Annotated in this window: 18 protein-coding genes; 14 read left to right on the top strand and 4 right to left on the bottom strand. The window is 62.4% G+C overall.

The window, feature by feature from the left end:
* Positions 1-32 precede the first annotated feature (32 nt).
* A complete protein-coding gene (locus ACR9Y2_RS02540) occupies positions 33-2,597 on the top strand; it encodes a TonB-dependent receptor domain-containing protein (RefSeq protein ID WP_435039460.1) in 2,565 nt (854 codons plus the stop codon).
* A gap of 3 nt (positions 2,598-2,600) precedes the next feature.
* On the opposite strand, the gene rlmN is transcribed toward ACR9Y2_RS02540, so the two are convergent.
* Entirely contained in the window at positions 2,601-3,647 is a 1,047-nt protein-coding gene (gene rlmN / locus ACR9Y2_RS02535; RefSeq protein ID WP_435039458.1) for a 23S rRNA (adenine(2503)-C(2))-methyltransferase RlmN, read from the bottom strand.
* Between the two features lie 4 nt (positions 3,648-3,651).
* The gene (locus ACR9Y2_RS02530; protein WP_435039456.1) at positions 3,652-4,860 is read right to left on the bottom strand and encodes an SLC13 family permease; all 1,209 of its coding nucleotides are present in this window, start codon (positions 4,858-4,860) and stop codon (positions 3,652-3,654) included.
* 86 nt (positions 4,861-4,946) lie between these two features.
* On the opposite strand from ACR9Y2_RS02530, the gene ACR9Y2_RS02525 reads away from it, so the two are divergent.
* From ACR9Y2_RS02525 to ACR9Y2_RS02490, 8 genes are read left to right on the top strand one after another with little or no spacing between them, the layout of a single operon-like run.
* A complete protein-coding gene (locus ACR9Y2_RS02525) occupies positions 4,947-6,800 on the top strand; it encodes a glycoside hydrolase family 3 protein (protein ID WP_435039455.1) in 1,854 nt (617 codons plus the stop codon).
* Positions 6,801-6,857: 57 nt separating this feature from the next.
* Positions 6,858-8,141 (top strand): M16 family metallopeptidase, encoded by a 1,284-nt coding sequence (locus tag ACR9Y2_RS02520; protein ID WP_435039454.1) that lies wholly within the window; start codon positions 6,858-6,860, stop codon positions 8,139-8,141.
* 4 nt (positions 8,142-8,145) lie between these two features.
* Positions 8,146-8,937, top strand: a complete 792-nt coding sequence (locus ACR9Y2_RS02515; RefSeq protein WP_435039453.1) for a TPM domain-containing protein — start codon at positions 8,146-8,148, stop codon at positions 8,935-8,937.
* A 21-nt stretch (positions 8,938-8,958) separates the two neighbouring features.
* Positions 8,959-9,669, top strand: a complete 711-nt coding sequence (locus tag ACR9Y2_RS02510; protein WP_435039451.1) for a hypothetical protein — start codon at positions 8,959-8,961, stop codon at positions 9,667-9,669.
* 10 nt (positions 9,670-9,679) lie between these two features.
* Complete coding sequence (locus ACR9Y2_RS02505; protein WP_435039450.1) at positions 9,680-10,246, top strand: LemA family protein; 567 nt, start codon at positions 9,680-9,682, stop codon at positions 10,244-10,246.
* Between the two features lie 9 nt (positions 10,247-10,255).
* Entirely contained in the window at positions 10,256-11,701 is a 1,446-nt protein-coding gene (locus ACR9Y2_RS02500) for an aldehyde dehydrogenase family protein (RefSeq protein ID WP_435039449.1), read from the top strand.
* A gap of 15 nt (positions 11,702-11,716) precedes the next feature.
* Positions 11,717-12,562 (top strand): fumarylacetoacetate hydrolase family protein, encoded by an 846-nt coding sequence (locus ACR9Y2_RS02495; RefSeq protein ID WP_435039448.1) that lies wholly within the window; start codon positions 11,717-11,719, stop codon positions 12,560-12,562.
* Positions 12,563-12,564: 2 nt separating this feature from the next.
* A complete protein-coding gene (locus ACR9Y2_RS02490; protein WP_435039446.1) occupies positions 12,565-14,667 on the top strand; it encodes a YfhO family protein in 2,103 nt (700 codons plus the stop codon).
* 4 nt (positions 14,668-14,671) lie between these two features.
* Here the strand turns inward: ACR9Y2_RS02490 and ACR9Y2_RS02485 are convergent, their stop codons facing one another.
* The gene (locus tag ACR9Y2_RS02485) at positions 14,672-15,196 is read right to left on the bottom strand and encodes a regulatory protein RecX (protein ID WP_435039445.1); all 525 of its coding nucleotides are present in this window, start codon (positions 15,194-15,196) and stop codon (positions 14,672-14,674) included.
* A 51-nt stretch (positions 15,197-15,247) separates the two neighbouring features.
* On the opposite strand from ACR9Y2_RS02485, the gene ACR9Y2_RS02480 reads away from it, so the two are divergent.
* The 3 genes from ACR9Y2_RS02480 (at position 15,248) to ACR9Y2_RS02470 (ending at position 18,636) form a co-directional block, all read left to right on the top strand.
* A complete protein-coding gene (locus ACR9Y2_RS02480; RefSeq protein ID WP_435039444.1) occupies positions 15,248-15,574 on the top strand; it encodes a YtxH domain-containing protein in 327 nt (108 codons plus the stop codon).
* Between the two features lie 6 nt (positions 15,575-15,580).
* Positions 15,581-16,087, top strand: coding sequence for a hypothetical protein (locus ACR9Y2_RS02475; RefSeq protein ID WP_435039443.1), 507 nt, complete (start codon positions 15,581-15,583; stop codon positions 16,085-16,087).
* Positions 16,088-16,221: 134 nt separating this feature from the next.
* Positions 16,222-18,636, top strand: coding sequence for a M1 family metallopeptidase (locus tag ACR9Y2_RS02470; protein WP_435039442.1), 2,415 nt, complete (start codon positions 16,222-16,224; stop codon positions 18,634-18,636).
* A gap of 2 nt (positions 18,637-18,638) precedes the next feature.
* Here the strand turns inward: ACR9Y2_RS02470 and ACR9Y2_RS02465 are convergent, their stop codons facing one another.
* Positions 18,639-19,853, bottom strand: coding sequence for a DegT/DnrJ/EryC1/StrS family aminotransferase (locus ACR9Y2_RS02465; protein WP_435039441.1), 1,215 nt, complete (start codon positions 19,851-19,853; stop codon positions 18,639-18,641).
* Between the two features lie 55 nt (positions 19,854-19,908).
* On the opposite strand from ACR9Y2_RS02465, the gene ACR9Y2_RS02460 reads away from it, so the two are divergent.
* Both ACR9Y2_RS02460 and tenA read left to right on the top strand, forming a co-directional pair.
* Entirely contained in the window at positions 19,909-20,583 is a 675-nt protein-coding gene (locus ACR9Y2_RS02460; RefSeq protein ID WP_435039440.1) for a uracil-DNA glycosylase, read from the top strand.
* Complete coding sequence (tenA, locus tag ACR9Y2_RS02455) at positions 20,580-21,293, top strand: thiaminase II (protein WP_435039438.1); 714 nt, start codon at positions 20,580-20,582, stop codon at positions 21,291-21,293. The genes ACR9Y2_RS02460 and tenA overlap by 4 nt, the downstream gene beginning before the upstream one ends.
* The last annotated feature ends 23 nt before the right edge of the window (positions 21,294-21,316 follow it).

Here is a 21,316-nt window from a genome sequence, read left to right as displayed (position 1 = left end):
ACCCGCATACCCGGATCACATACAATAGTCAGGTGCTGCTGCTCCAGGATATTCTGCTGGCCCTAGTTCTGTGCGCCGACACACCGGCCGAAAAACCTGCCGCGAAACCGGCAGAGGCTCCGGCGCGACAGCAGACGCGCCTGGTAACCAGCGGGCAGCGGAACGAGAACGTAGCCATCTGGTTCATCGACACGAACGCGGTGAAGGAAGCCAATATCCGTGTCGGGACCACGGCCACCGCCGTCGTCGAACCGCTGGCGGAATCACACTACTTTGCCGCTGAGCATGGCCGGCCCGCCTCAGAAACGCTGATGCTGCGGCCCCTCTCCATCCCTACCAGTTGGCATGGGGAAGCCTTCTGGTCACACCAGAACAGCGTAGTGAACGCACGCACGTTCTTCCAGGTCGGGGCTGTAAAGCCTTCACACAGAAACTCTTACGGCGGCCGGCTGACCGGATTGCTGCCGCGCCTGGGCGCCTTGACCACGACCTTCTCGCAAGGCAGCATCCGCGGCATGGTGAACGGCAACGTACTTGTTCCGCTGGCCGATGAGCGGACGCCCCTGGCGACCGATCCGGCTGTCCGCGCCATCGTCCAACGCTTCCTGGATGCGTACCCTAAGGAACTCCCAAACCGGCTGGACTTCGATCCGCGCGCCCTAAATACGAACTCCCCTCAGAGAATCAACAACATTGCCGGTTCCGTGCGGCTCGACACGCCGATTGATGCGAAGACCAAGCTGCTGACGACTTATTCCATTGATCGCCAGAAGATCATTGCGTTCCAGTTGGTGGCCGGACAGAATCCTGACACGGAGATCCATAATCACAAGGCACGGATGACTTGGCAGCGGTCTATGTCGGCGGCCACCCAACTGCAACTGGGGGTTTCGCACAACCGCAACCGGTCTGCGCTTTATTCGGAGCCCAACGCGGTGGGGCCGCGCGTGCGGTTCGGCTACAGCGTCGAGGAACTCGGGCCGGACAGTTCGTTCCCGGTCAATCGAGCCACCAACACATACAGATTCGGTGCGGCGCTGCTGCACCAAGCCGGTCGGCACCAGGTCACGGCCGGAGCCGACGTTGCCCGATTCCAGCTCAACGGCATTGAGGCCAATAACATACGCGGGCAATTCCAGTTCGGCAGCAACTTCGGGCGGAGTTCCATCGAGAATCTGAGGTTGGGCACTCCGAACATGTTTGAAGGCGCGGTTGGCGAGCTATCGCGTGGCTACCGCAACCTGACGGCGACCGGCTATGTGGCGGACAAGTGGAAACTGCACCCTCGATTCCAGTTGTATTACGGGGTGCGCTACACGGCGGACACCCGCCCGGTGGAGGTTCAGAAGCGTGAGAACATCCCATACGCCACCGACGCGAATAACTTCAGCCCGAGGGTTTCTTTGGCCTGGCAGGCGGGTCAGGGTTGGGTGGTGCGGGCGATGTACACCACGACATTCGGGCAAATCCTGCCTGTGACCTATCAGCAGATCCGCAATAACCCGCCCAGTATTCTGTACGTGATGGTGCCTGATCCATATCTCGCCAATCCGCTGCGCAGCCTGGATCTGTCGTCGCCGAACGTACGGTATTCTCCGACCTGGATTTCGCCGGATCTCTCAACGCCTTACTCTCACCAGTACAACGCCACCATCGAGCACAAAGTGGTCGCGGGTTCCATGGTGCGGCTGAGTTACATCGGCAGCCGCACGATCAAACTGCTGAATACCTATACCCAGAACCGCGCGGAACCGATTGCCGGGATGGCACTTTCCACCGGCAACATCGACATGCGGCGTCCGGACCCACGCTATTACGACACGAAGCTAGTGGTCAACGGCGGCATCGCCTATTACGACGGAGGACAGGTGGCGTGGGACCTTCCGCTCCGCAAAGGCCTTATTTTTTCATCGAACTACACGTTCTCGAAGGCCATTGACGAGGGCAATGATTTCACGGCGACGGCGGCAAACAAAGACATCTCTAGTTTCCGAAGCCAGTATCAGTACAACACGCTGAAAGACCGCAAGGGCCTGTCGAACTTCGACTCCACGCATGCCTTTGCCATGAATTACGCGTGGGAGATTCCCTCGGTGCGCGCCTCGACCCATTGGTTCCACGCCATGACCTCGAATTGGCAGATCTCCGGGGCCAACATGTGGAAGAAGGGAACTCCCTTGACGCTCTTCGTCGGCAGCGACGGTCCAGGCTTCGGCAATGTCGACGGCGGAGGATCGGATCGCCCGAATCTGCTGGATCCGACGATTCTCGGCGCCACCATCGGGCATCCGGACACCGCGCCTATCATCTTGAGCCGCAATAAGTTCGCCTACATCACTCCGGGGCAGCATGCCGGCACTCTGGGCCGCGGTACGATGCGCAAAGCTTCCATCTGGAATTGGAATGCTTCCGTTGCGCGGCAGTTCCGCTTTCCAAATGAACTCACCGCCCAACTGCGTGCCGAGGCGTTCAATCTCTCAAACACGCCGCAGTTTGACGAACCACAGCGGAACCTCTCGTCGCCAGCGTTCGGCAAGATCACGAACACCCTGAATGATGGGCGGGTTTTCCAGGTGGCCTTGCGGTTCGTGTTCTGAGCGCTAGAGTTGTACCAGTGATGAGCCCGTCGATTCCATCCGTTTGAGCTGGCCGCAGGCGGCGAAGATGTCCAGGCCGCGCGGGCGCCTGATGAAGCAGGGGAAGGATCGCTTCAGGATCTCCTGAAAGGCAATAACCTTTTCAGGATCAGGAGTTTCGAACGGGATACCGGGTCCGGGGTTGAGTGCGATCAGGTTCACTTTACAGTTCAGGTTGGCCAGCAGGCGCACGACCCGCCGAGCATCTTCGGCCGAATCGTTGACATCTTTCAGAAGCACGTACTCAAACGTCAGTTTTTCCCAGGGACGGAGCGGGTATACCCGGCACGCCTCAATCAGTGCTTCGAGGGTGTGCTTGCGGGTGATGGGCATCAGGGCGGCCCGTTGATCCTGTTGTGAGCCGTTCAGCGAGATCGCCAGCCGAGGCCGGATCTCGGCCTTCGCCAGTTCCGCCATTTTTGGGATGATCCCGGAGGTGGAGACCGTGATGCGGCGCGGCGCGATATTCAGCCCCTTGGGGTCGCACAGCAACCGGGTGGCCTTGAGCACATTGGCGAGGTTTAACAGCGGCTCGCCTTGGCCCATCATGACGATGTTGATTCGCTTCTGATCGGACCAAAGGTGGTTATCCTGAGCCAGATGAAGGACTTGGCCGACGATTTCGCCGGCGGTCAAGTTCCGCTCAAGTCCTATCAGGGCGGTGAGGCAGAATTTGCAGTCGACTGGGCAGCCGACTTGAGTCGAGATGCAGAGCGTATCCCGGTTCTCCTCCGGCATGAACACGGCTTCCACTGATTTTCCGTCGGGCAGGCTGAGCAGGTAACGCCTGGTTCCGTCGGTGGACTGGTAGCGCGTTGCCTGGGTCAGGTGGCCGATGCTGCATTCGGCTTCCAACTGCTCGCGGACAGGCTTGGGGAGGGTCGAAACCGCTTCCAGGGAAGTGACGCGCCCATGGTAGAGCGCTTGGTAAAGTTGGCGGGCGCGGAACGCCGGCTGCCCAGGCAGTAGTGCCTGCAGGTCCGCCGTTTCCATGCCGAGTAGGGTTTGCATACCTCTACCTCAAGTATGTCAGCCAAAGCGCTCCGAAGGCGAGGCTGGCCACGGTGAGTGGCGCACCTGCCCGGAAGTAGTCCCAAAATGTGATGCGGACCTCAGCTCGTGCACGCTGCACGACTATCAGGTTCGCCACCGACCCCAGAATGGTGAAGTTGCCAGCCAAGGTCGACGACATTGCCAGGGTCAGCCAGCCGAGCTCGGGATTCGGCAGTTTCGCCATCACGGGCCGGAACACCAGCACCGCCGGAACATTGCTGACGACATTGGACAGCATGGCGGAGAAGGTGGTGAGGACCGCGGGCCGGTGCAGTCCGAAGCCTTGGGCAATCCGGAAGAGATCCTCCTCGATGGAGGTTTTCTCCACGCCTGAGACCACCACGAACAATCCTGCGAACATCGCAAGCAGAGACCAGTCGATGTCGTGGTAGATCTTTTCGGGCTTCACGCGCCGGGTGACCAGCATGACGGCTCCGGCGACAATCGCCACCTGGGCCACCGGATAGCCAGCAAAGAAACAGCCGACCATGGCAACGGCCACCAGGATCGATTTCCACATCAAGCCACTGTTGACGCGGACGCGCAGTTCCTGTCCGACGTCGAACCGCTCCCTGGTGAACTCCCGGCGGTAAAGCAACCGGATTACGAAATAGGTGAGGACCAGCGACCCGAGGGCAATGGGCGTGAGGGCCATGGCAAATGTCCGGTATTGGATTCCGGAAAGCGAGCCGATCATCATGTTCTGCGGATTGCCGGTGATGGTGGCGGTGCTGCCGGCATTGGAGGCCATGGCGACGGCGAGCAGATAAGGCACCGGGTTTCTCCGCAGGGACAGCGTCACTTCCAGAACCAGCGGGGTGAGCACCAGGCACATGGTGTCGTTGACGAAAAAGGCCGAGAAGACACCAGCCACCGCGACGATGCCGGCCAGCAGCATGCGCGGCCCGTGGGCATGCCGGACTACGGCCGCGGCCACCAGGCGGAAGAAGCCGGAAAGCCGCAGATTGGCGACGACAATCATCATGCCCAGCAACAGGACGATGGTGGCCCAGTCGACGGCATGCAGGGCTTCGTCGAAACTGAGCACCCCGGCGGCCACCATAAAGCTGGCGCCGATGATGGTCGCGCCGGTGCGGTCCACGCGCAGGCCCGGGAACCGGCCGATGGCGAGTACTACATAAGTGGCGATGAAAATGAGGAGCGCGGCCATGGAGGGGCTAGGTTCCATTATGACGGGAGGGCATGGCCATGAGGGGAAAGGGCTGATAAGCTAGGAGCGCTCCGCGGAGTTAACGCATGCAATATCCGAAACTCTTCTCTATCGCAGCGATTTGCACGATTGCAGCGAGTGCTTATTTCGTTTCCGAGCTGGGTGCGGCAGCGCCCGCCAAGCCGAAGGCGCTCTCCTCCTTCGATGCCCAGGTCAAGACAGTGTTGGCCAAGATGACCCTGGAGGAAAAGGTTGGCCAGATGACCCAACCCGACCAGGAGGCCCTGAAGGACGAGGCCGATATTGAGAATCTCTTCCTCGGCTCGGTGCTGAGCGGGGGCAGTTCCGACCCCAAAGACGGCAACAGCCTGGAAGCCTGGACGAATCTGTATGACAAGTATCAGAAGCGTGCGCTGAAGACGCGGTTGGGCATTCCCCTGATCTACGGTGTCGACGCGCTGCACGGGCATAACAATGTCATTGGCGCGGTAGTGTTCCCGCAGAACATCGGCCTCGGTTGCACTCGGAACCCGGCGCTGGTCGAAAAGATTGCCCGCGTGACAGCGGAAGAGGTGCGGGCCACCGGCATTCAGTGGACCTTCGCACCTTGTGTCACGGTCCCGCAGGACGTCCGCTGGGGCCGCACCTATGAAGGCTTCTCTGACGATCCGAAGGTAGTGAAGGAGTTGGGCGAAGCCGCGGTGCGTGGATTGCAGAGTCCAGATTTGTCGAATCCCCTGTCGCTGCTGGCCTGCGCCAAGCACTATATCGGCGACGGTGGCACGACCCTTGGTACGGGCATGGGCGGGAAGTCGCCGCTGGACCAGGGTGACACGCGGGTAGACGAACCCACGCTGCGGCGCCTGCACCTGCAGGGCTATCTGACAACCATCGCAGCCGGTGCGGGTACGGTGATGCCGTCCTACAGCAGTTGGAACGGCGTGAAATGCTCAGCCAGCAAGCAGTTGATGACGGACATCCTGAAGGGCGAGCTGGGTTTCCAGGGCTTCATCATCTCCGACTACAACGCGATTGACCAGATCACGCCGGACTACAAAAAGGCGATCGAGATCTCGATCAATGCGGGCATGGACATGGTGATGGTGACCGAGCGCTACCGCGAGTATGTGAAGGACCTGAAGGAGCTTGTGAACGAAGGCCGCGTGCCGATGTCGCGTATCGACGATGCAGTGACACGCATTCTGCGGGTGAAGTTCGCCATGGGCCTGATGGACAAGAACCGGTCGCAGTTGGCCGACCGGAATCTCCACAAGACCTTCGGCTCAGCGGAACACCGGATGGTGGCGCGGGAAGCCGTGCGGCAGTCGCTAGTACTGCTGAAGAACGACAAGAAGACGCTGCCGCTGAAGAAGACGGTGGCGCGGATCCACATTGCCGGCAAGAACGCTGACGACATCGGCAACCAGTGCGGCGGCTGGACCATCGACTGGCAGGGCAAGAGCGGCAACATCACCACCGGCGGCACGACCATTCGGGCGGCGATCCAGTCGGCTGTGGCGAAGGGTACACAGGTGACCTACTCAGCCGACGGATCAGGTGCCCAGGGTGCGACGGTGGGCGTGGTGGTAATTGGTGAGAAGCCGTACGCCGAGATGATGGGCGACCGGAAGACTCTCGCCCTGGACGACGCAGACCTGGCCGCCGTGAAGAACATGAAGGCGGCGGGCATCCCGGTGGTGGTGGTGCTGGTGTCGGGCCGGCCGCTGATCATCAACGATGTGCTGGCCCAGGCCGACGCATTTGTGGCTGCCTGGCTGCCAGGCACCGAGGGGCAGGGCGTGACCGATGTCCTGTTTGGCGACTACAAGCCGACGGGCAAACTGTCGTTTGCCTGGCCGCGTTCCGACGAGCAACTGCCGCTGGGGACGGCCACCACGGCCGATGTGCTGTTCAAGAACGGCTTTGGGCTGAAGTACTAGCCACCCGGCGGGGCGGCCCGCTTTCCAGGACGTGAGAGGATAGACTGGAGACAGTCCATGTCGAAGCTCACCTTGGAACGGGATATTTGCGTCAGCACGCTATCGAACGGCATTCGTGTCATTACGGAGCCGATGCCCGCTGTACGCAGCGTGGCGGTCGGATTCTGGATTGGTACCGGATCCCGGTGCGAGACGATTGAAGAGAACGGAACCTCGCACTTCATTGAACACATGCTGTTCAAGGGTACGCCGAAGCGCTCGGCCGAGGATATTGCTCGAGAAGTGGACGCCATTGGCGGCCACCTCGATGCATTCACAGGCCGCGAACTGGTCGGCTACAACACCAAGGTATTGGACGAGCACATGCCTCTGGCCTTCGAGATTCTCTCCGATATGCTACTGAACCCCCGGTTCGACATATCGGATATCGAGAAGGAAAAGGGCGTGGTCCTGGAAGAGCTCAAGATGGAGAACGACAGCCCGGAGACGTTCGTCCACGAGCTGTTTGTCAGCAACTTCTGGAAGCATCACTCCCTGGGCCAGCCGATCCTGGGGACCAAAAAGACCATCGCCGGGTTCTGCCCGGAGAACCTGCGCAGCTATCACCAGCGCTATTACCGTCCGGAAAACATCACCTTAACCGCGGCTGGAAGCTTACGGCACGAAGACCTGATCCGAGTGGCCGAGCAGTATCTCAGTCCGCTGCCCGTTGGGGGCGCGCTGCCAGACTTCACCACACCGCCCACTGCGGCGCCGCTGATACTCAAGAACCGGCGGAGCCTGCAGCAGGTGCACTTGTGCCTGGGCGTTCCCATGGTGCCGGCGACCCATCCGTTGCGCTTCGCTGCCTACACCCTGAATGTCATCCTGGGCGGCGGCATGAGTTCACGGCTGTTCCAGAACATCCGGGAACGGCAGGGGCTGGCGTACTCGATCTTCTCCGAACTAAACCTCTATCGCGACACCGGCCTGATGGCGATCTACGCAGGCACCTCGTCGGAGACAGCGCGAAAACTGCTGGACGGCGTGATGCTGGAGCTGCGGCGGCTGAAAAACGATCCGCTGCCCGCCGAGGAGCTGCGGCACGCCAAGGACCATATGAAGGGCTCGCTGATGCTGAGCCTGGAATCGACCAGCAGCCGCATGAGCAACCTGGCCCGGCAGTGGATGAACTTCGGGAAGTTCTACACCCTGGACGAACTTGCCGAAAGCATTGAAGCCGTCACCGCTGACCAGGTGCTGAGCCTGGCGCGGGAGTATTTCAATTCCGAGAAGATCGGACTGGCTATGCTGGGCCGGCTGGAAGGCCTGACCGTCACGCGGGAAGACCTGGCCTGCTGAAGTAATGAGCAGTTGGACCAAAGCTCTGATCCTGCTCCTGGCCGCTGGTTGGAGTGCGGCCGCGGCGGATTTCGGCGCGTTGCGCCCCAACGGGTATGTCAACGACTTCGCCAAGGTGCTCGACCCGGCGTCCGTCCAGCAACTGGAGGCATACTGTGCGCAGGTGCAGAACGCCACGGGCGCCCAGATCGCCCTGGTGACGCTCACCAGCCTGGAAGGCGAGCCGATCGAAGATGTGGCCAACGTGCTGTACCGCAAGTGGGGCGTCGGCAGCAAGAAAGACAACGAAGGCGTCCTGCTGCTGCTTTCCATCAACGACCGGCGAACGCGCCTGGAGGTCGGGTACGGTCTGGAGCCGATCATCCCGGATGGCAACGCCGGCGGGCTCTTGCGGGAGATGCGGCCTTCGCTGCGTGCAGGAAACTACGCACAGGCGCTGTCGGATGCGGCCCACACGATTGCGGAGAAGATTGCCCAGGCGAAGGGCGTGAAGATCGGCCTGGCGGCTCCGATGCGGCACTCGCGGCCCGGCCCTGAGAACTTCCCCTGGGAGGTTCTGATTGTTGTGGGCGGCCTGATGCTGCTGATGCTGTTTTTCGGGGGCGGCCGCAGCGGTCGTGGCGGCGGAGGGGGCGGTGGCGGCTTCCTGGTGGGCATGATTTTGGGCCAACTGCTGGGCGGCGGCGGATCGCGCACTCGCAGCAGCGGCGGGTTTGGCGGCTACGACTCCGGCGACAGTTTCGGCGGATTTGGCGGCGGAGACTCGGGCGGCGGCGGAGCGTCCAGTGACTGGTAGGAGATGAAACCGATGGAGCCGATGGATCGTTTGCTAAACCAGCTCGTCGAGAAACTCCAAAAGGCGCATGGCAAGGGCTTGCGATCGGTCATTTTGTATGGCTCGGGCGCCAGCGGCGATGTGCATGGGGTCTACTCCGACCTGAACGTGATGTGCGTTCTGGACAGGATCGGGCCGAAGGAACTGGAAGCGTCGGAGCCGGTCTTCAAGTGGTGGCGGGAGAAGGGCAATCCGGCGCCGTTGCTCATGAGCCGTGACGAAGTGCTGACCTCGTCGGACTGCTTCCCCATCGAGTATCACGACATTGCGGAGCGGCACCGGGTGCTGCACGGAGAGGACGTCACCGCCGGCCTGACGATCGACGATGCCTTTTACCGTGCGCAAGTGGAGCACGAACTCCGGGCTAAACTATTGAGATTGCGGCAAAAGGCCGCCGGCGTACTCAGCGACCGCGACCTGATGCTGCGTCTGATGGCGGATTCGGTTTCCACATTTTGTGTACTGGCCCGCCACGCTTTGCTTTTGGCGGGTCATTCGGCGCCCTGGCCCAAGCGGGAAGTAGTGAGCCAGCTTCGCGAGGCGTTTGGCATTGAAGGGCGCGCGTTCGATATGCTGTTAGGTCTCCGCGAGGGTCAAACCCGGCCCCGCAGCCTGGACCCCGGCAGTCTCTTTTCAACGTACCTTGAGGAGATCGCGGCACTGGTCGCCGTGGTCGATCGACTGGAGCGGTGAGGAATTACCCATGAAGACTGGATTGATTATCGGCGGCATCATCCTGGTGCTCGTGCTGATTGTCGGCGGCAAAGCCGCCTCGGCCAATAACGAACTGGTGACAAAACAGGAGGCGATCCGCGGCGCGTGGTCGCAGGTGGATGTGGCGTTGCAACGCCGGGCCGACCTGATCCCAAACCTGGTGGAAACCGTCAAGGGCTTTGCGGCCCAGGAAAAACAGATTCTGGAGACAGTGGCCAACGCCCGTTCGGCGCTGTTGAACGCCAAAACGCCCGGGGAGAAGATTCAAGCCAACCAGGGGCTGGACTCCGCGATTGGACGCCTGCTGGTGGTGGTGGAGAACTATCCCAACCTGAAGTCGAATGAGAATTTCATGCGGCTGCAGGACGAACTGGCTGGGACGGAGAACCGTATCGCCGTGGAGCGCCGCAAGTACAACGAAACGGTGCAGACGTACAACACGAGCATCGGCCTGTTCCCCACCAACCTGTTCGCGGGCATGATGGGCTTCCATCGCAACGACGACTACTTCAAAACGGAGCCAGGCGCCCGGACCGCGCCGGCTGTGAAGTTCTAGAGACGGATTATGAGCACACCCATCTTTCCGAATTACATCGACGGCGCGTGGGTCGAAGGACCCACATTTGAGAATCGCAATCCGGCGGATACGAGCGAAGTTGTCGGACTGCATGGCAAGGGTTCGGCTGAGGATATCCAGCGGGCAGCCGACGCGGCGCAGAGCGCGCTGCCGACTTGGTCGGCCATGAGTGGCCCGGCGCGCGGAGCGCTGCTCTACAAGATCGCCGACATCCTCGACCGCAAGTTCGAACAGATCAGCGCCGACATGACGCGCGAGGAAGGCAAGACCCTGCCCGAAGCCAAGGGTGAAGTCCGCCGTTCCATCAACATCTTCCGCTACTTTGCGGGCGAAGGCTCCCGCATGGCGGGCGTCATGGCCCCCAGCGAACGCGACCGCGTCCACATGTTCGCGCTGCGCAAGCCCGTTGGCGTCGTGGGGCTGATCACGCCGTGGAACTTCCCCAGCGCCATTCCGGCCTGGAAGCTGGCGCCCGCGCTCATCTGCGGCAATACCGTGGTGATGAAGCCGGCGTCAGCCGCTCCGCTGAGCGCCTGGCGCATCATTGAAGCCTGTCACGAGGCGGGCGTCCCCAAGGGCGTCGTGAATTTCGTAGGTGGCAGCGGTGGCACCCTGGGTGCGGCGATTGTGAATGCGAAGCCGATCAAGGCCATCAGCTTCACCGGCTCCTGCGAGATCGGCAACTGGATCCACACCGAAGCGTCCAAGCGCCACCTGCGCATCCAGCTCGAGATGGGCGGCAAAAATCCGACCATCGTGCTGGCCGACGCCGACTTCGGCTCGGCCGTTGAGAACTGCGTGAACGCCACATTCTTCTCCACCGGCCAGAAGTGCACCGCCACGTCGCGCGTGATCGTGGAAGAAGGCATTTACGACAAGTTCGTGGCGGCCGTAGTCGAGCGCACGAAGAAGCTGAAGGTTGGCAACGGCATGCAGGCGGGAATCGACATCGGCCCGTGCGTTGACGAAGGCCAGATGGATACGGTGCTGCGCTACATCGAGATCGGCCGCAAGGAGGCTGGTGAGCCCTTGACCGGCGGCCACCGGCTGACGGGCGGAGACTACGACAAGGGTTACTTTGTCGAGCCCACGGTATTCGCCAATGTCACCGAAGACATGGTGATCGCCCGCGAAGAGATCTTCGGGCCCGTCATGGCCATCCTCAAGGCGCGCGACTTCCAACACGCCATGCAACTCGCCAACGGCAGCGACTTCGGCCTGTCGGCCTCCCTGCAGACCACGAACCTTTCGCGCATGTTCGAGTACATTTATGGCATCGAAGCGGGCCTGGTGACGGTGAATCTGCCCAGCGCCGGTGTCGAGTATCAACTGCCGTTCGGTGGCAGCAAGGATTCGAGCTTCGGTCCCAAGGAACAAGGTCCGGCGGCGCTGGAGTTCTATAGCGACCACAAGACGGTTTACATCAAATACTAGGCAATCGGGAAACAGATGAAAATTGGACAAGTTTGGTGGCAGGGCCGCCTGACGGCCGCATTATTCGAGGGCGGGCTGGCGCGCCCGATTCCTGGCTACACGCTGCGTGAACTGATCGAGCGGTCTGAACGCGACGGCACTCCCCTGACGGAACTGGCCGGCCGCTATGCGGTGCGGGCCCCCGAGCACATTGAACCGGCGATCCCCGTGGAGCCCCGCGAAGTGTGGGCCTGCGGCTGCACTTATGAGATGAGCGCCAGTTTCCGCGACGCTGAACACAACACGCGCGAAGGCTTCTATCGCCATGTCTTCACGGCCGAGCGGCCCGAGATTTTCTTCAAAGGGACATCGCGGGTGTGCGTGGGCACTAACATGCCAATCGGTATCCGGTCCGATTCGAAATTCACGGCGCCGGAACCGGAACTGGCCGTTCTGCTGGGCTCAAAGGGCAAAGTCCTGGGCTACACGCTCGCCAACGACGTCTCAGCCTGGGACATTGAGCGTGAGAATCCGCTCTACCTGCCACAGTCGAAGGTCTACACGGCCTGCTGCTCGCTGGGTCCCTGGTTTGTGACTCCGGACGAGTTGAAGGATCCCTATTCGCTCGACATGCGCTGCACCATCCAGCGCGGCGGACAGACGCTGTTCGACGGCAGCACGTCCACGGCGAAGCTGGGCCGCAAGATCGAGACTCTGATCGATTACCTGCTGAAGGCCAATGCCGTGCCGGCCAGCAGCGTTGTCCTGACGGGCACGGGCATCATCGTGACGCAGGAGGCCGCTTTGGCCCCCGGTGATGTGGTGACCATCAGCGCTCCGTCCATCGGTGTGCTGGTGAACGAAGCCGCCATGGTGGAATAGTTGTGACAGGCAGCAGCATCAGGCTCCGCCGGATCCTGGTGGCCCTGGTGTTGCTGACCGCCCCGCTGCTGTTCTTCAGCCGGGCGATCATCACCCGCAAGGCTGTTATTCCGTACGACCTGCCAGGGTACCACGTGCCGCAGGCCGGCTACCTCGCCCGCTCCCTGGCCGAAGGGCGTCTGCCGCTTTGGGATCCCTACTCCTACTGCGGCATGCCCTTCGCCGCCAACCTGCAGGCGCAGGTGTTCTATCCGCCCAACTGGCCCTTCGCGATCGTCAATGCCCTCACTCGTGAGAATTACGTCTTGGACATCCTGGAATGGCACGTCGCCCTGCACATGGCCCTCGCCGGCTGGCTGGCTTATCTGCTGTGCCGCCGCCTGCGCCTGGGCTGGACCGCGGCTCTCTTCGGCGGAGTGAGTTACGAGCTCGGAGCCTTCTTCGCTTCCCAGGCGCAGCACCAGGGCGCGATCTCCGGCGCAGCCTGGATGCCGTTGGCCTGGGCCATGGTATTCGCCTTGGCCGAACGCTTCTCCTGGCGCCGGCTGACCGTCCTCGCGCTCTCCATTGCGATGGTTGTCCTGGCCGGATTCCCAGCTGTGCTCATGATGGCCATCGCCTCGACCGGTGTGCTAGCCATCGGGCTCTTCCTTTTCCGCGACGCGGGTTGGCGGCTGCCGCTGCAAGTTGTGGCCGGCGGCCTTTGGGGCGCGGCCCTGGCTGCGGTCCAACTCATTCCGGCGAAGGAGCTCATCGATTGGAGCACAGCCCACCAGCGCACGGATTTCTCCGACATCGGTGGAGGTGGCATCCCCCCAACTGCCTTTGGCGCGATCGTCTGGCCCAACTGGAATGGCGTCTTCGACTTCTCCACATACCATCTGCCCTGGAATCCAACCTTCGCCTACTTCTACTGTGGCCTGATGGGCGCCCTCCTGGTAGCCGCCAGTCTGTGGTGGTGGCGAGCCGCGCGCTGGCAGGTTGTCCTGTTGACGGGCTCACTCTCAGCGCTCTTCATGATGGGTGGACACACGCCGTTCATGCGGTTTGTGTATCCCCGCCTGCCGCGCGTCCTCCGGTCGTCGCTGTACGACGAGTTTGGGTTGTGTGTCCTCTCCCTCAGCCTGGCTGTCCTGGCCGCCTTCGGCTTCGAAGCACTGCTCGCGCGCCGAGCCCTGCTTCTGCGCGCCGCCGTGGTGGCCATCGCCGCGCTGGATCTGTGGTGGGCAGGAGCCGGCCGCCCCATGAATACCGGCGATCCTGACGCCGCCCTGCGCACCTCAGCCCGGGAGTTCGAAGGCAGCCGCAGCGTGGTCGCCCGGATCCGCGGTTTGACCGCGACGCAATCGCCACCCTGGCGCCTCGATGCCATCGATTCCACCCAGATGTGGGGCAATGCGGCCCCGATTCTGGGCCACTACACGGCCTCCGGCAATGAACCACTGGCCTCCGAACGCGTCCTCGCCATCCGCCGGATCTTCGGGGAGGCCCACGAATGGGAGCGCTACATCCCCGTGAAGTTGGCTGCGTCCCCGCTGCTCGACATGCTCAGCGTGCGCTACCTCATCGCCTGGGATGCGTCCAAGTCGGAGGTCCTCCAAAGCCCCGCAATCCGCAAGCTGGAGTCAGTCGACGGCCACGCCATCTGGGAGAACGCCGACGCCCTGCCGCGCTTCTCGATCAACGGCAACGTCTACCGCACGTCGAATCTGGCGGAGTCCATCGAGCGGCTGCACTCGCACGAGTTTGACCCCGCGCGGGAGGTGATCCTGGAAACCACCGGCCCCCTGCCCGACTTCCAGCCCGAAGCCCGAGGCAAGGTCGAGGTCCTGTCCTACCGGCCCGAGTCGTTCGTACTTTCCGTGGAAACGGACCACCCAGGACTGCTTGTCTCCTCCGAGGCCTTCTACCCCGGCTGGCAAGCGACTGTCGACGGGCACGCCGTCCCAGTCCTGATGGTCAACGCCGCATTTCGAGGAGTCGCCGTGGCCCCGGGCCGGCACCGTGTCGAGATGAAATACACGCCGGGGTCCTTCCGCCTTGGCCTGGCGATCACAGCCGCGGCCATCCTGCTGGCGCTGATCAGCCTGCGCCGCAAAGCCTGATCGGCTACTCTTCCGCCATGTCCTCTAGCTGCTCCGCCTCGGCGGCATAGCGCTTGAGCACGCGAATCGACGGACTCGTCGAGAATCCGGCCTGGCGAAGGCGGCGAAACACCGAAGCCAGCTTGGCGGGCTCCTTCAGTAGGGCGCCCAGGTCCTGGTTGCGGTATTTTCGCTCCAGCCACTGTTCCACCAGCGCCACCTCATCGGTTCCCGCGTACGCCTCCGACACGGCTTTCTCCGCCACCTTGGGGGCGACCTTCTTTCGCATGAGGTCGGAAAGCACGCGTTGCTTGCCGACGGCTCCGCTTCCGGCACGTGTCTCCGCGAAGTGACCCGCATAGCGCTGATCGTTCAGCGCGCCGTACTCCTTCAACTGCAGGACAATCTCGTCGATCGAAGCTGGATCGGCGGCGCGAAGCCTCAGCTTCGCCTTGAACTCGCCAATGGAAAGCGCTCGCGACGAGAGCAGCTTCATGGCGTAATGGCGCAACTCGTCGGCGTCGAGTTTGCGCGGCTGTTTGATCGGCATGGGCCTGTACTCATTGTGCGTGGAGTACACTGTAAGCAGCAAGGAGCACTCATGGAAGACGACAAGAAGTTCTCTTATTTCTTCCTCGGGCTGGGGATTGGCGTAGCGGCGGGTATTCTCTTCGCGCCCAAGTCCGGAGCCGAGACGCGCGAACTTCTGCGCGAGAAGGCTGACGAAGGCAAGGATTACGTCAAGCGCCGCAGCGAGGATCTCAAGGATTCGGCCAATGACCTGCTCGACAAGAGCAAGCAGGCCATTGCCCGGCAAAAGGAACAACTGGCAGCGGCCGTCGAAGCGGGCCGTTCGGCGTATCGGGAGAAAGTCGACGCCGTAACCCCGATTTCCGACCCCGGCGACGAAATTATCGAAGGCGTGTAATCGCGCATGCAATCGGACGCGGCATTCTATTTGATGGCGGGCGCGGTATCGATCTCGAGTATTGCGCTCCTGATGAACGCGCTCGCCTCGCTTGGCATCTACCGTACTGTGAAAAAGCTGCAGCAGGACGTCTCGCCCCTCATCCCCGAGGCGAAAGAGACCCTGGCTCGGGCCCAGCAGGTGATGACCGAGGCAACACGCGACGTGAAAGAGATCACGACGCAGGCGAGGGATATCATGCAGGCCATCGATACCCAACTCACTCACCTGGATACGGCGCGACAGGAACTGTCGACGCATCTGCGCATCCAGGGCGAACGGGTGGAGTTGGTGGTCGAGGATGTCCTGATGAGAGTCCAGGATGTCGTCTCCGTGGTGCATGGCGGCGTGCTGCGTCCGGTGCGCGAAGTGAGCGGCGTGGTGGCTGGCGTCAAAGCCGCGGTGCAGACATTCCTACTGGGCCGCCGACCTACCGTCGACAGAGCCACGCACGACGAAGAGATGTTTATCTGATCGGGCGCCAGCAACCGGTTGGCGCCTGTCCCCCTCCCGCCTCTGTGCCCGGCAGTCTCTCATTCCACGGCGGACCGCCGTAACATCTGCCCCCCCCGCTGCCGCTGGACGAACAGGCGGCATACACTGGATGCGTGCTTCTGCGTGTCTGTCTGCTTCTACTCATCCTGATACCCGGCATTTGCGCCGAAACCGCTGCCACGCTCGGGGCCGCCGTGCGCGAGATGACACTGGATCCAGACGCCTGCTACCGGGTCAGGGATCTCAGCCTGCAGCGCGATGACACACGCATCTATCTCACCGACGGTTTCCTGATCTTCGGCAAACCCGTGGCCGGCCGCCGCGTCGTCGCGATCTACTATGCCGCCGAACCCTCCGATGATGCCGAGATGATCGTACGCCCGCCAAATCGGAGCGAACGCCTCTCTCTGTCGATGGCCACGGAGTCGCCCAATCTGGATGAGCACTTCCGATCCGCCCTGTTCATCTTCACCGACGATACGGCCGAAGAGTTCCTCAAAGCAATCAATGACGGCGTGCCCAAGCCGAACCCCGAGATGGGCCTGGCCATCGCCAGCCGCCTCGACAGCACCGTCAGAAATCTCTGCACCAGTTTCCAGGTCCGCATCGTGCTGGACTTGCTCGCCAAACAGCCCGCCCGCGGCCTCTTCTATACCGCCATCACCGGTAAAACCCTCGACAATTTCGACTTTATGTACGACCCCACCCTGCCCGAGGAGAGCATTCTCGGCCGGGTCTCTAATAAGGGCATCCTCGGCTTCGACGTCTGGACGAGTTTCCAGGACCGCAAGCACCGCCAGGCAGGCGAGCCCAATCGCGAAGACGTGATCATCGAAAACTACCGCATCGACGCCAAGCTGCAGCCCGACCTCCGGCTGGATGTCATTACCCGCATCTCTGCCCGCCCCCAGCAGCGTGTATCCGGAGCGCTGGCCTTTGAGCTGGCTCCAGAGATGGAGGTGACCGCTGTTAAGATCGATGGGCAGCCGGTCGAGATCTACCGTCGTGAATCGATGCGCGCGAACCTAATCGGGGGCCGCACCAACGATCCCTTCCTGGTGGTCCTGGCGCAGCCGCTGGAAGCCGGCAGCAAGCATGAACTGGAGTTCGTCCACAGCGGCAAGGTCATCCGGCCGGCCGGCAACAACGTCTTCTACGTCGCGGCACGCACAAACTGGTTCCCGTCCCATGGGTTCGGCTTTACGAACTTCGACATCACCTTCCGTGTGCCGAAGGATCTCCGCGTGGTCGCGACTGGCGACATCGGCGAAGAAAAGGAGGAAGGCGATTTCCGCATCGTCCGGCGCCGCACCAGCGCGCCTGTCCGCCTGGCCGGTTTCAACATCGGTGCCTATGAGAACGCGGGCATCACGCGCGGCGGGTTCGAGGTCCAGGTCTATGCAAACCGCACTGTCGAAACCGCACTGCAGGCACGTCCCAATACCATCGTGCTGCCGCCCGCATGGACGCGCGGTACGATCGGCCGCGGTGCGCGAGTCTCCGAGGTCGTAACCAACCAATCGGGACCCGCCCCGAATCCCCAGGCGCGTCTTCGTGAGCTGGCCACCGAGATCGCCTCCTCCCTGGAGTGGATGTCCACCCAGTTCGGTCCGCCGCCCCTGAAGACACTCACAGCGTCACCCATCCCCGGCAACTTCGGCCAGGGCTTCCCTGGATTGCTGTACCTCTCCACCATTTCTTTCCTCAGCGAGAAGGAGCGGCCGGCGAACGTGCAGACCGAGAAGCAGCACACCTTCTATTCCGAGATCCTGCATGCCCACGAGACCGCCCACCAGTGGTGGGGCAACCTCGTCACTGCCGCCACCTATCACGACGAGTGGCTTATGGAGGCCTTCGCCAACTACTCCGCCCTGCTCATCCTCGAGCGCAAGAAAGGCCCCAAAGCCCTGGAAACTACGCTCGATGAGTACCGGGCCGAGATGCGGATGCCCTCCGGTACCGGCAAAGCCGCCATCCCGGTGGAGTCCACCGGGCCCATCACCTGGGGCATGCGCATGCGCACCGACGCGCCCCTCGATCCCTGGCGCATCATCGTGTACAACAAGGGCTCCTGGATCCTCCACATGCTGCGCCGCCGCATGGGCGATGCCAACTTCCTCGCCATGCTGGGTGCCATCCGCAAACGCTATGCTTACCAGCCCTTCAATACGGACCAGTTCCGCCTCATCGCAGCCGAGTTCTCACCCAAGGGTATCCCGGACTCCACGCTCGACAACTTCTTCGACAACTGGGTCTACTCAACCGGCGTACCCACCTTGGAATGCACCAGTAGCGTGAAGGGCAAGGCGCCGCAGGTCCAGGTTTCCGTTTCGGTCCGGCAGAGCGGCGTCAGCGAGGAGTTCGGCGTCGATGTCCCCGTCGAGATTCGCGTGCCGGGCCAGGCACAGCCCATCGTGAAGTGGATCCGTACGGGACCCGATCCCGCCACCTTCACCTTGAAGCTGAAAGCCGCTCCCACGAAGGTGGAACTGGCGCCCGGCGCCGGCGTCCTCGCCTTCCGTAAGTAGCCTCAGCCTTTGCGGGCCTGCGATACAGCCTCCGCGATCCGCTCCATCTCACTGCGTGAACCCAGCAGTACGGTCTGCGTCAGCCACACCGCTTCGCGGCACAGCCGCTCGTTCACGGGGCACTCATTCTGCTCCAACCACTGCTTCATGCGCTTCTGGCCATAGATCCGCGTGTAGTGCCGGCCCTCCATCATCTTCAGCAGGAACGGCTCTCTGTTCAGCGGCGTATAGCCACTGGACGCCGAGACTCCTTTGCCGCCTAGCGCTTTCAGGAACTGCGCCCGCGGCGCGCCCGCCTCTTCCAGATACCGGAACATGAACAGGTGCCACGCGCTCCTGGTGCAGCCATTGTTCAGCCGCGCGGGCTGCACGCCCGGAATCTTCGAGAGCATGCCGGCCAGGTAACGCGCATTCTCTTCGCGGATCCGTGACTGCTCTTCCAGCCTCGTCATTTGCGCCAGAAGGATCACTGCCTGAAACTCGGTCATCCTCAGATTCGCCCCGTTCCTCGAATAGGCCAGGCCGGAACCCACTTCCCTGGGCCGCCCATTCGTATGGAATGCATAGGCGCGGTTCGCCAGTTCTTCATCATTCGTGATCAGGGCTCCGCCTTCGCCGCAATTCAGGTTCTTCGAGGCCTGGAAGCTGAAGCAGCCGCAATCGCCCCACGACCCCACCTTGCGACCCTTCCACTCGCCCATGTGCGCCTGGCAGGCGTCCTCGACCAGTTTCAGACTCCGTCTCCGCGCGAAGTTCATGACGGCATCCAGGTCCACGGCAGAGCCGCCCAGGTGTACCGGCATCACCGCGATGCACTCCTGCGTGTACGCCTTGTCCAGCTTTGCCGCGTCCATCTGGAACGTCTCGATATCGGAATCGACAAAGATCGGCAGCGCATGCTGCATTAGCAGCACGTTCAGCGTGGCCACGAACGTATAGGGCGGCAGCAGCACTGCGTCACCGGGCCCCACATCGACGGAGTTCAGCGCCGCGATCAGTGCACTGGTGCCATTCATCGTCGCGAGGCAGTACCTGGCGCCCGTCAGCGCCGCATACTTCTGCTCGAAATCCAGTACCTTGCGTCCGCCCGACGACCGGCTCCAGCGGCCGCTCCGCAATGCTTCGAGGACAGACGTCTCTTCCAGTGGGCCGAACACAGGCCAGGCAGGACGCTCGTTGGGCGCCATTGCGCTGGCCATCAGGGCTCTGCGACTCACTCGCTTGCTCATGGCTAATCATCCTAGCGCCAATCGTTCACAATGAGAAACAGCGATGAAATCCGCGATGCCGAAGGGGCTGGCACAGCTCGAACACGAAATCATCAACTGCGAGCGCTGCCCGCGCCTGCGGGAATATTGCCGGGAGGTGGCGCGTGTCAAACGCCGCGCCTACCTCGATTGGGAATACTGGGGCCTGCCTGTGCCTGGCTTCGGCGATCCTCGCGCCGCACTGTTCATCCTTGGCCTCGCACCGGCGGCCCACGGCGCCAACCGCACCGGCCGCGTCTTCACCGGCGACCGCTCCGGCGACTGGCTCTTCCGCGCCCTCCACCAGGCCGGCTTCGCCAACCAGCCAACCAGCGATCATCGTGACGACGGCCTGCAATTGACCAACGCCTGGGTCAGCGCCAGCGTCCGCTGCGCCCCGCCAGACAATAAGCCGACGCCGCAGGAGATCGTTACCTGCCGAGGATATCTCGATCGCGAGCTTGCCCTCATGCCGCAGGTTCGAATCGTGGTGGCCCTCGGGCGCCTGGCCTTCGACAACTACCTAGGCAAACGCCGTTCGAAGTTCGTATTCGCCCACGACGCCGAGCATCATCTCGGCCTCGGAGAACCCATCCTCATCAGCTCCTACCACCCCAGCCAGCAGAATACCTCCACCGGAAAACTCACCGAACCCATGCTGCGCGCCATCTTCGAGCGGGCGCGGAGGCTGCTGGCATGACACGCCGTTCTCTCGTCCTCCTCCTGGGCGCCCTGCCTTGCCGCGCGGCCGACTTTACAGGCGAGCAGTGGGCCGCCATCGAGCAAATCTATACGAAGACGCTCTCTCACCCGTTTCTCAAGGGCCTCGCCGACGGCACCCTGCCGCGCGAGTGCTTCCAGTTCTACCTCATCCAGGACAGTCTCTACCTGCGCGCCTTCGGCCAGGCGTTGAACCTTCTCGCCGCCAGGGCGCCGCGGGAAGACTGGTCGATGACTCTAGCCCAGCACTCCATCGACACGCTCAAAGAGGAGCGCCGCCTGCACCAGGTGGTGCTCGCCTCCTATGGCGTCACTCCGGGAATGGTCGCCGCCGCCGAGATGGCGCCCACCAACGCCGCCTACACCAATCATCTGCTCGCCGCCGTACAGCGCCTTACCTTCGCCGAAGGTCTCGCCGCCATGCTGCCCTGCTACTGGATTTACTGGGAAGTCGGCAAGAGGCTGCTGCGCCAAGGATCCCGCAACAAAGACTACCAGCGATGGATCGACAACTATGCTGGTGAAGAGTACGGCGCCACTGTCCGTCAGGTGCTCGCCATGATGAACGAGGCGGCCGCCCAAGCCTCGCCCGCCCAGCGCCGCGAAGCCCTGCGTCTGTTCGTCCGCAGCGCCCGCTATGAGTACCTCTTCTGGGACATGGCCTGGCGCCGCGAACAATGGCAGCCGTAAACTCCTGGAACAAACAGGACACT

Origin of the sequence: Paludibaculum fermentans, assembly GCF_051172195.1 — a bacterium.
Classification (GTDB): domain Bacteria; phylum Acidobacteriota; class Terriglobia; order Bryobacterales; family Bryobacteraceae; genus Paludibaculum; species Paludibaculum fermentans_A.
The sequence above is the reverse complement of the archived record's forward strand: the minus strand, read 5'-3'. Positions and strand labels throughout refer to the sequence as shown.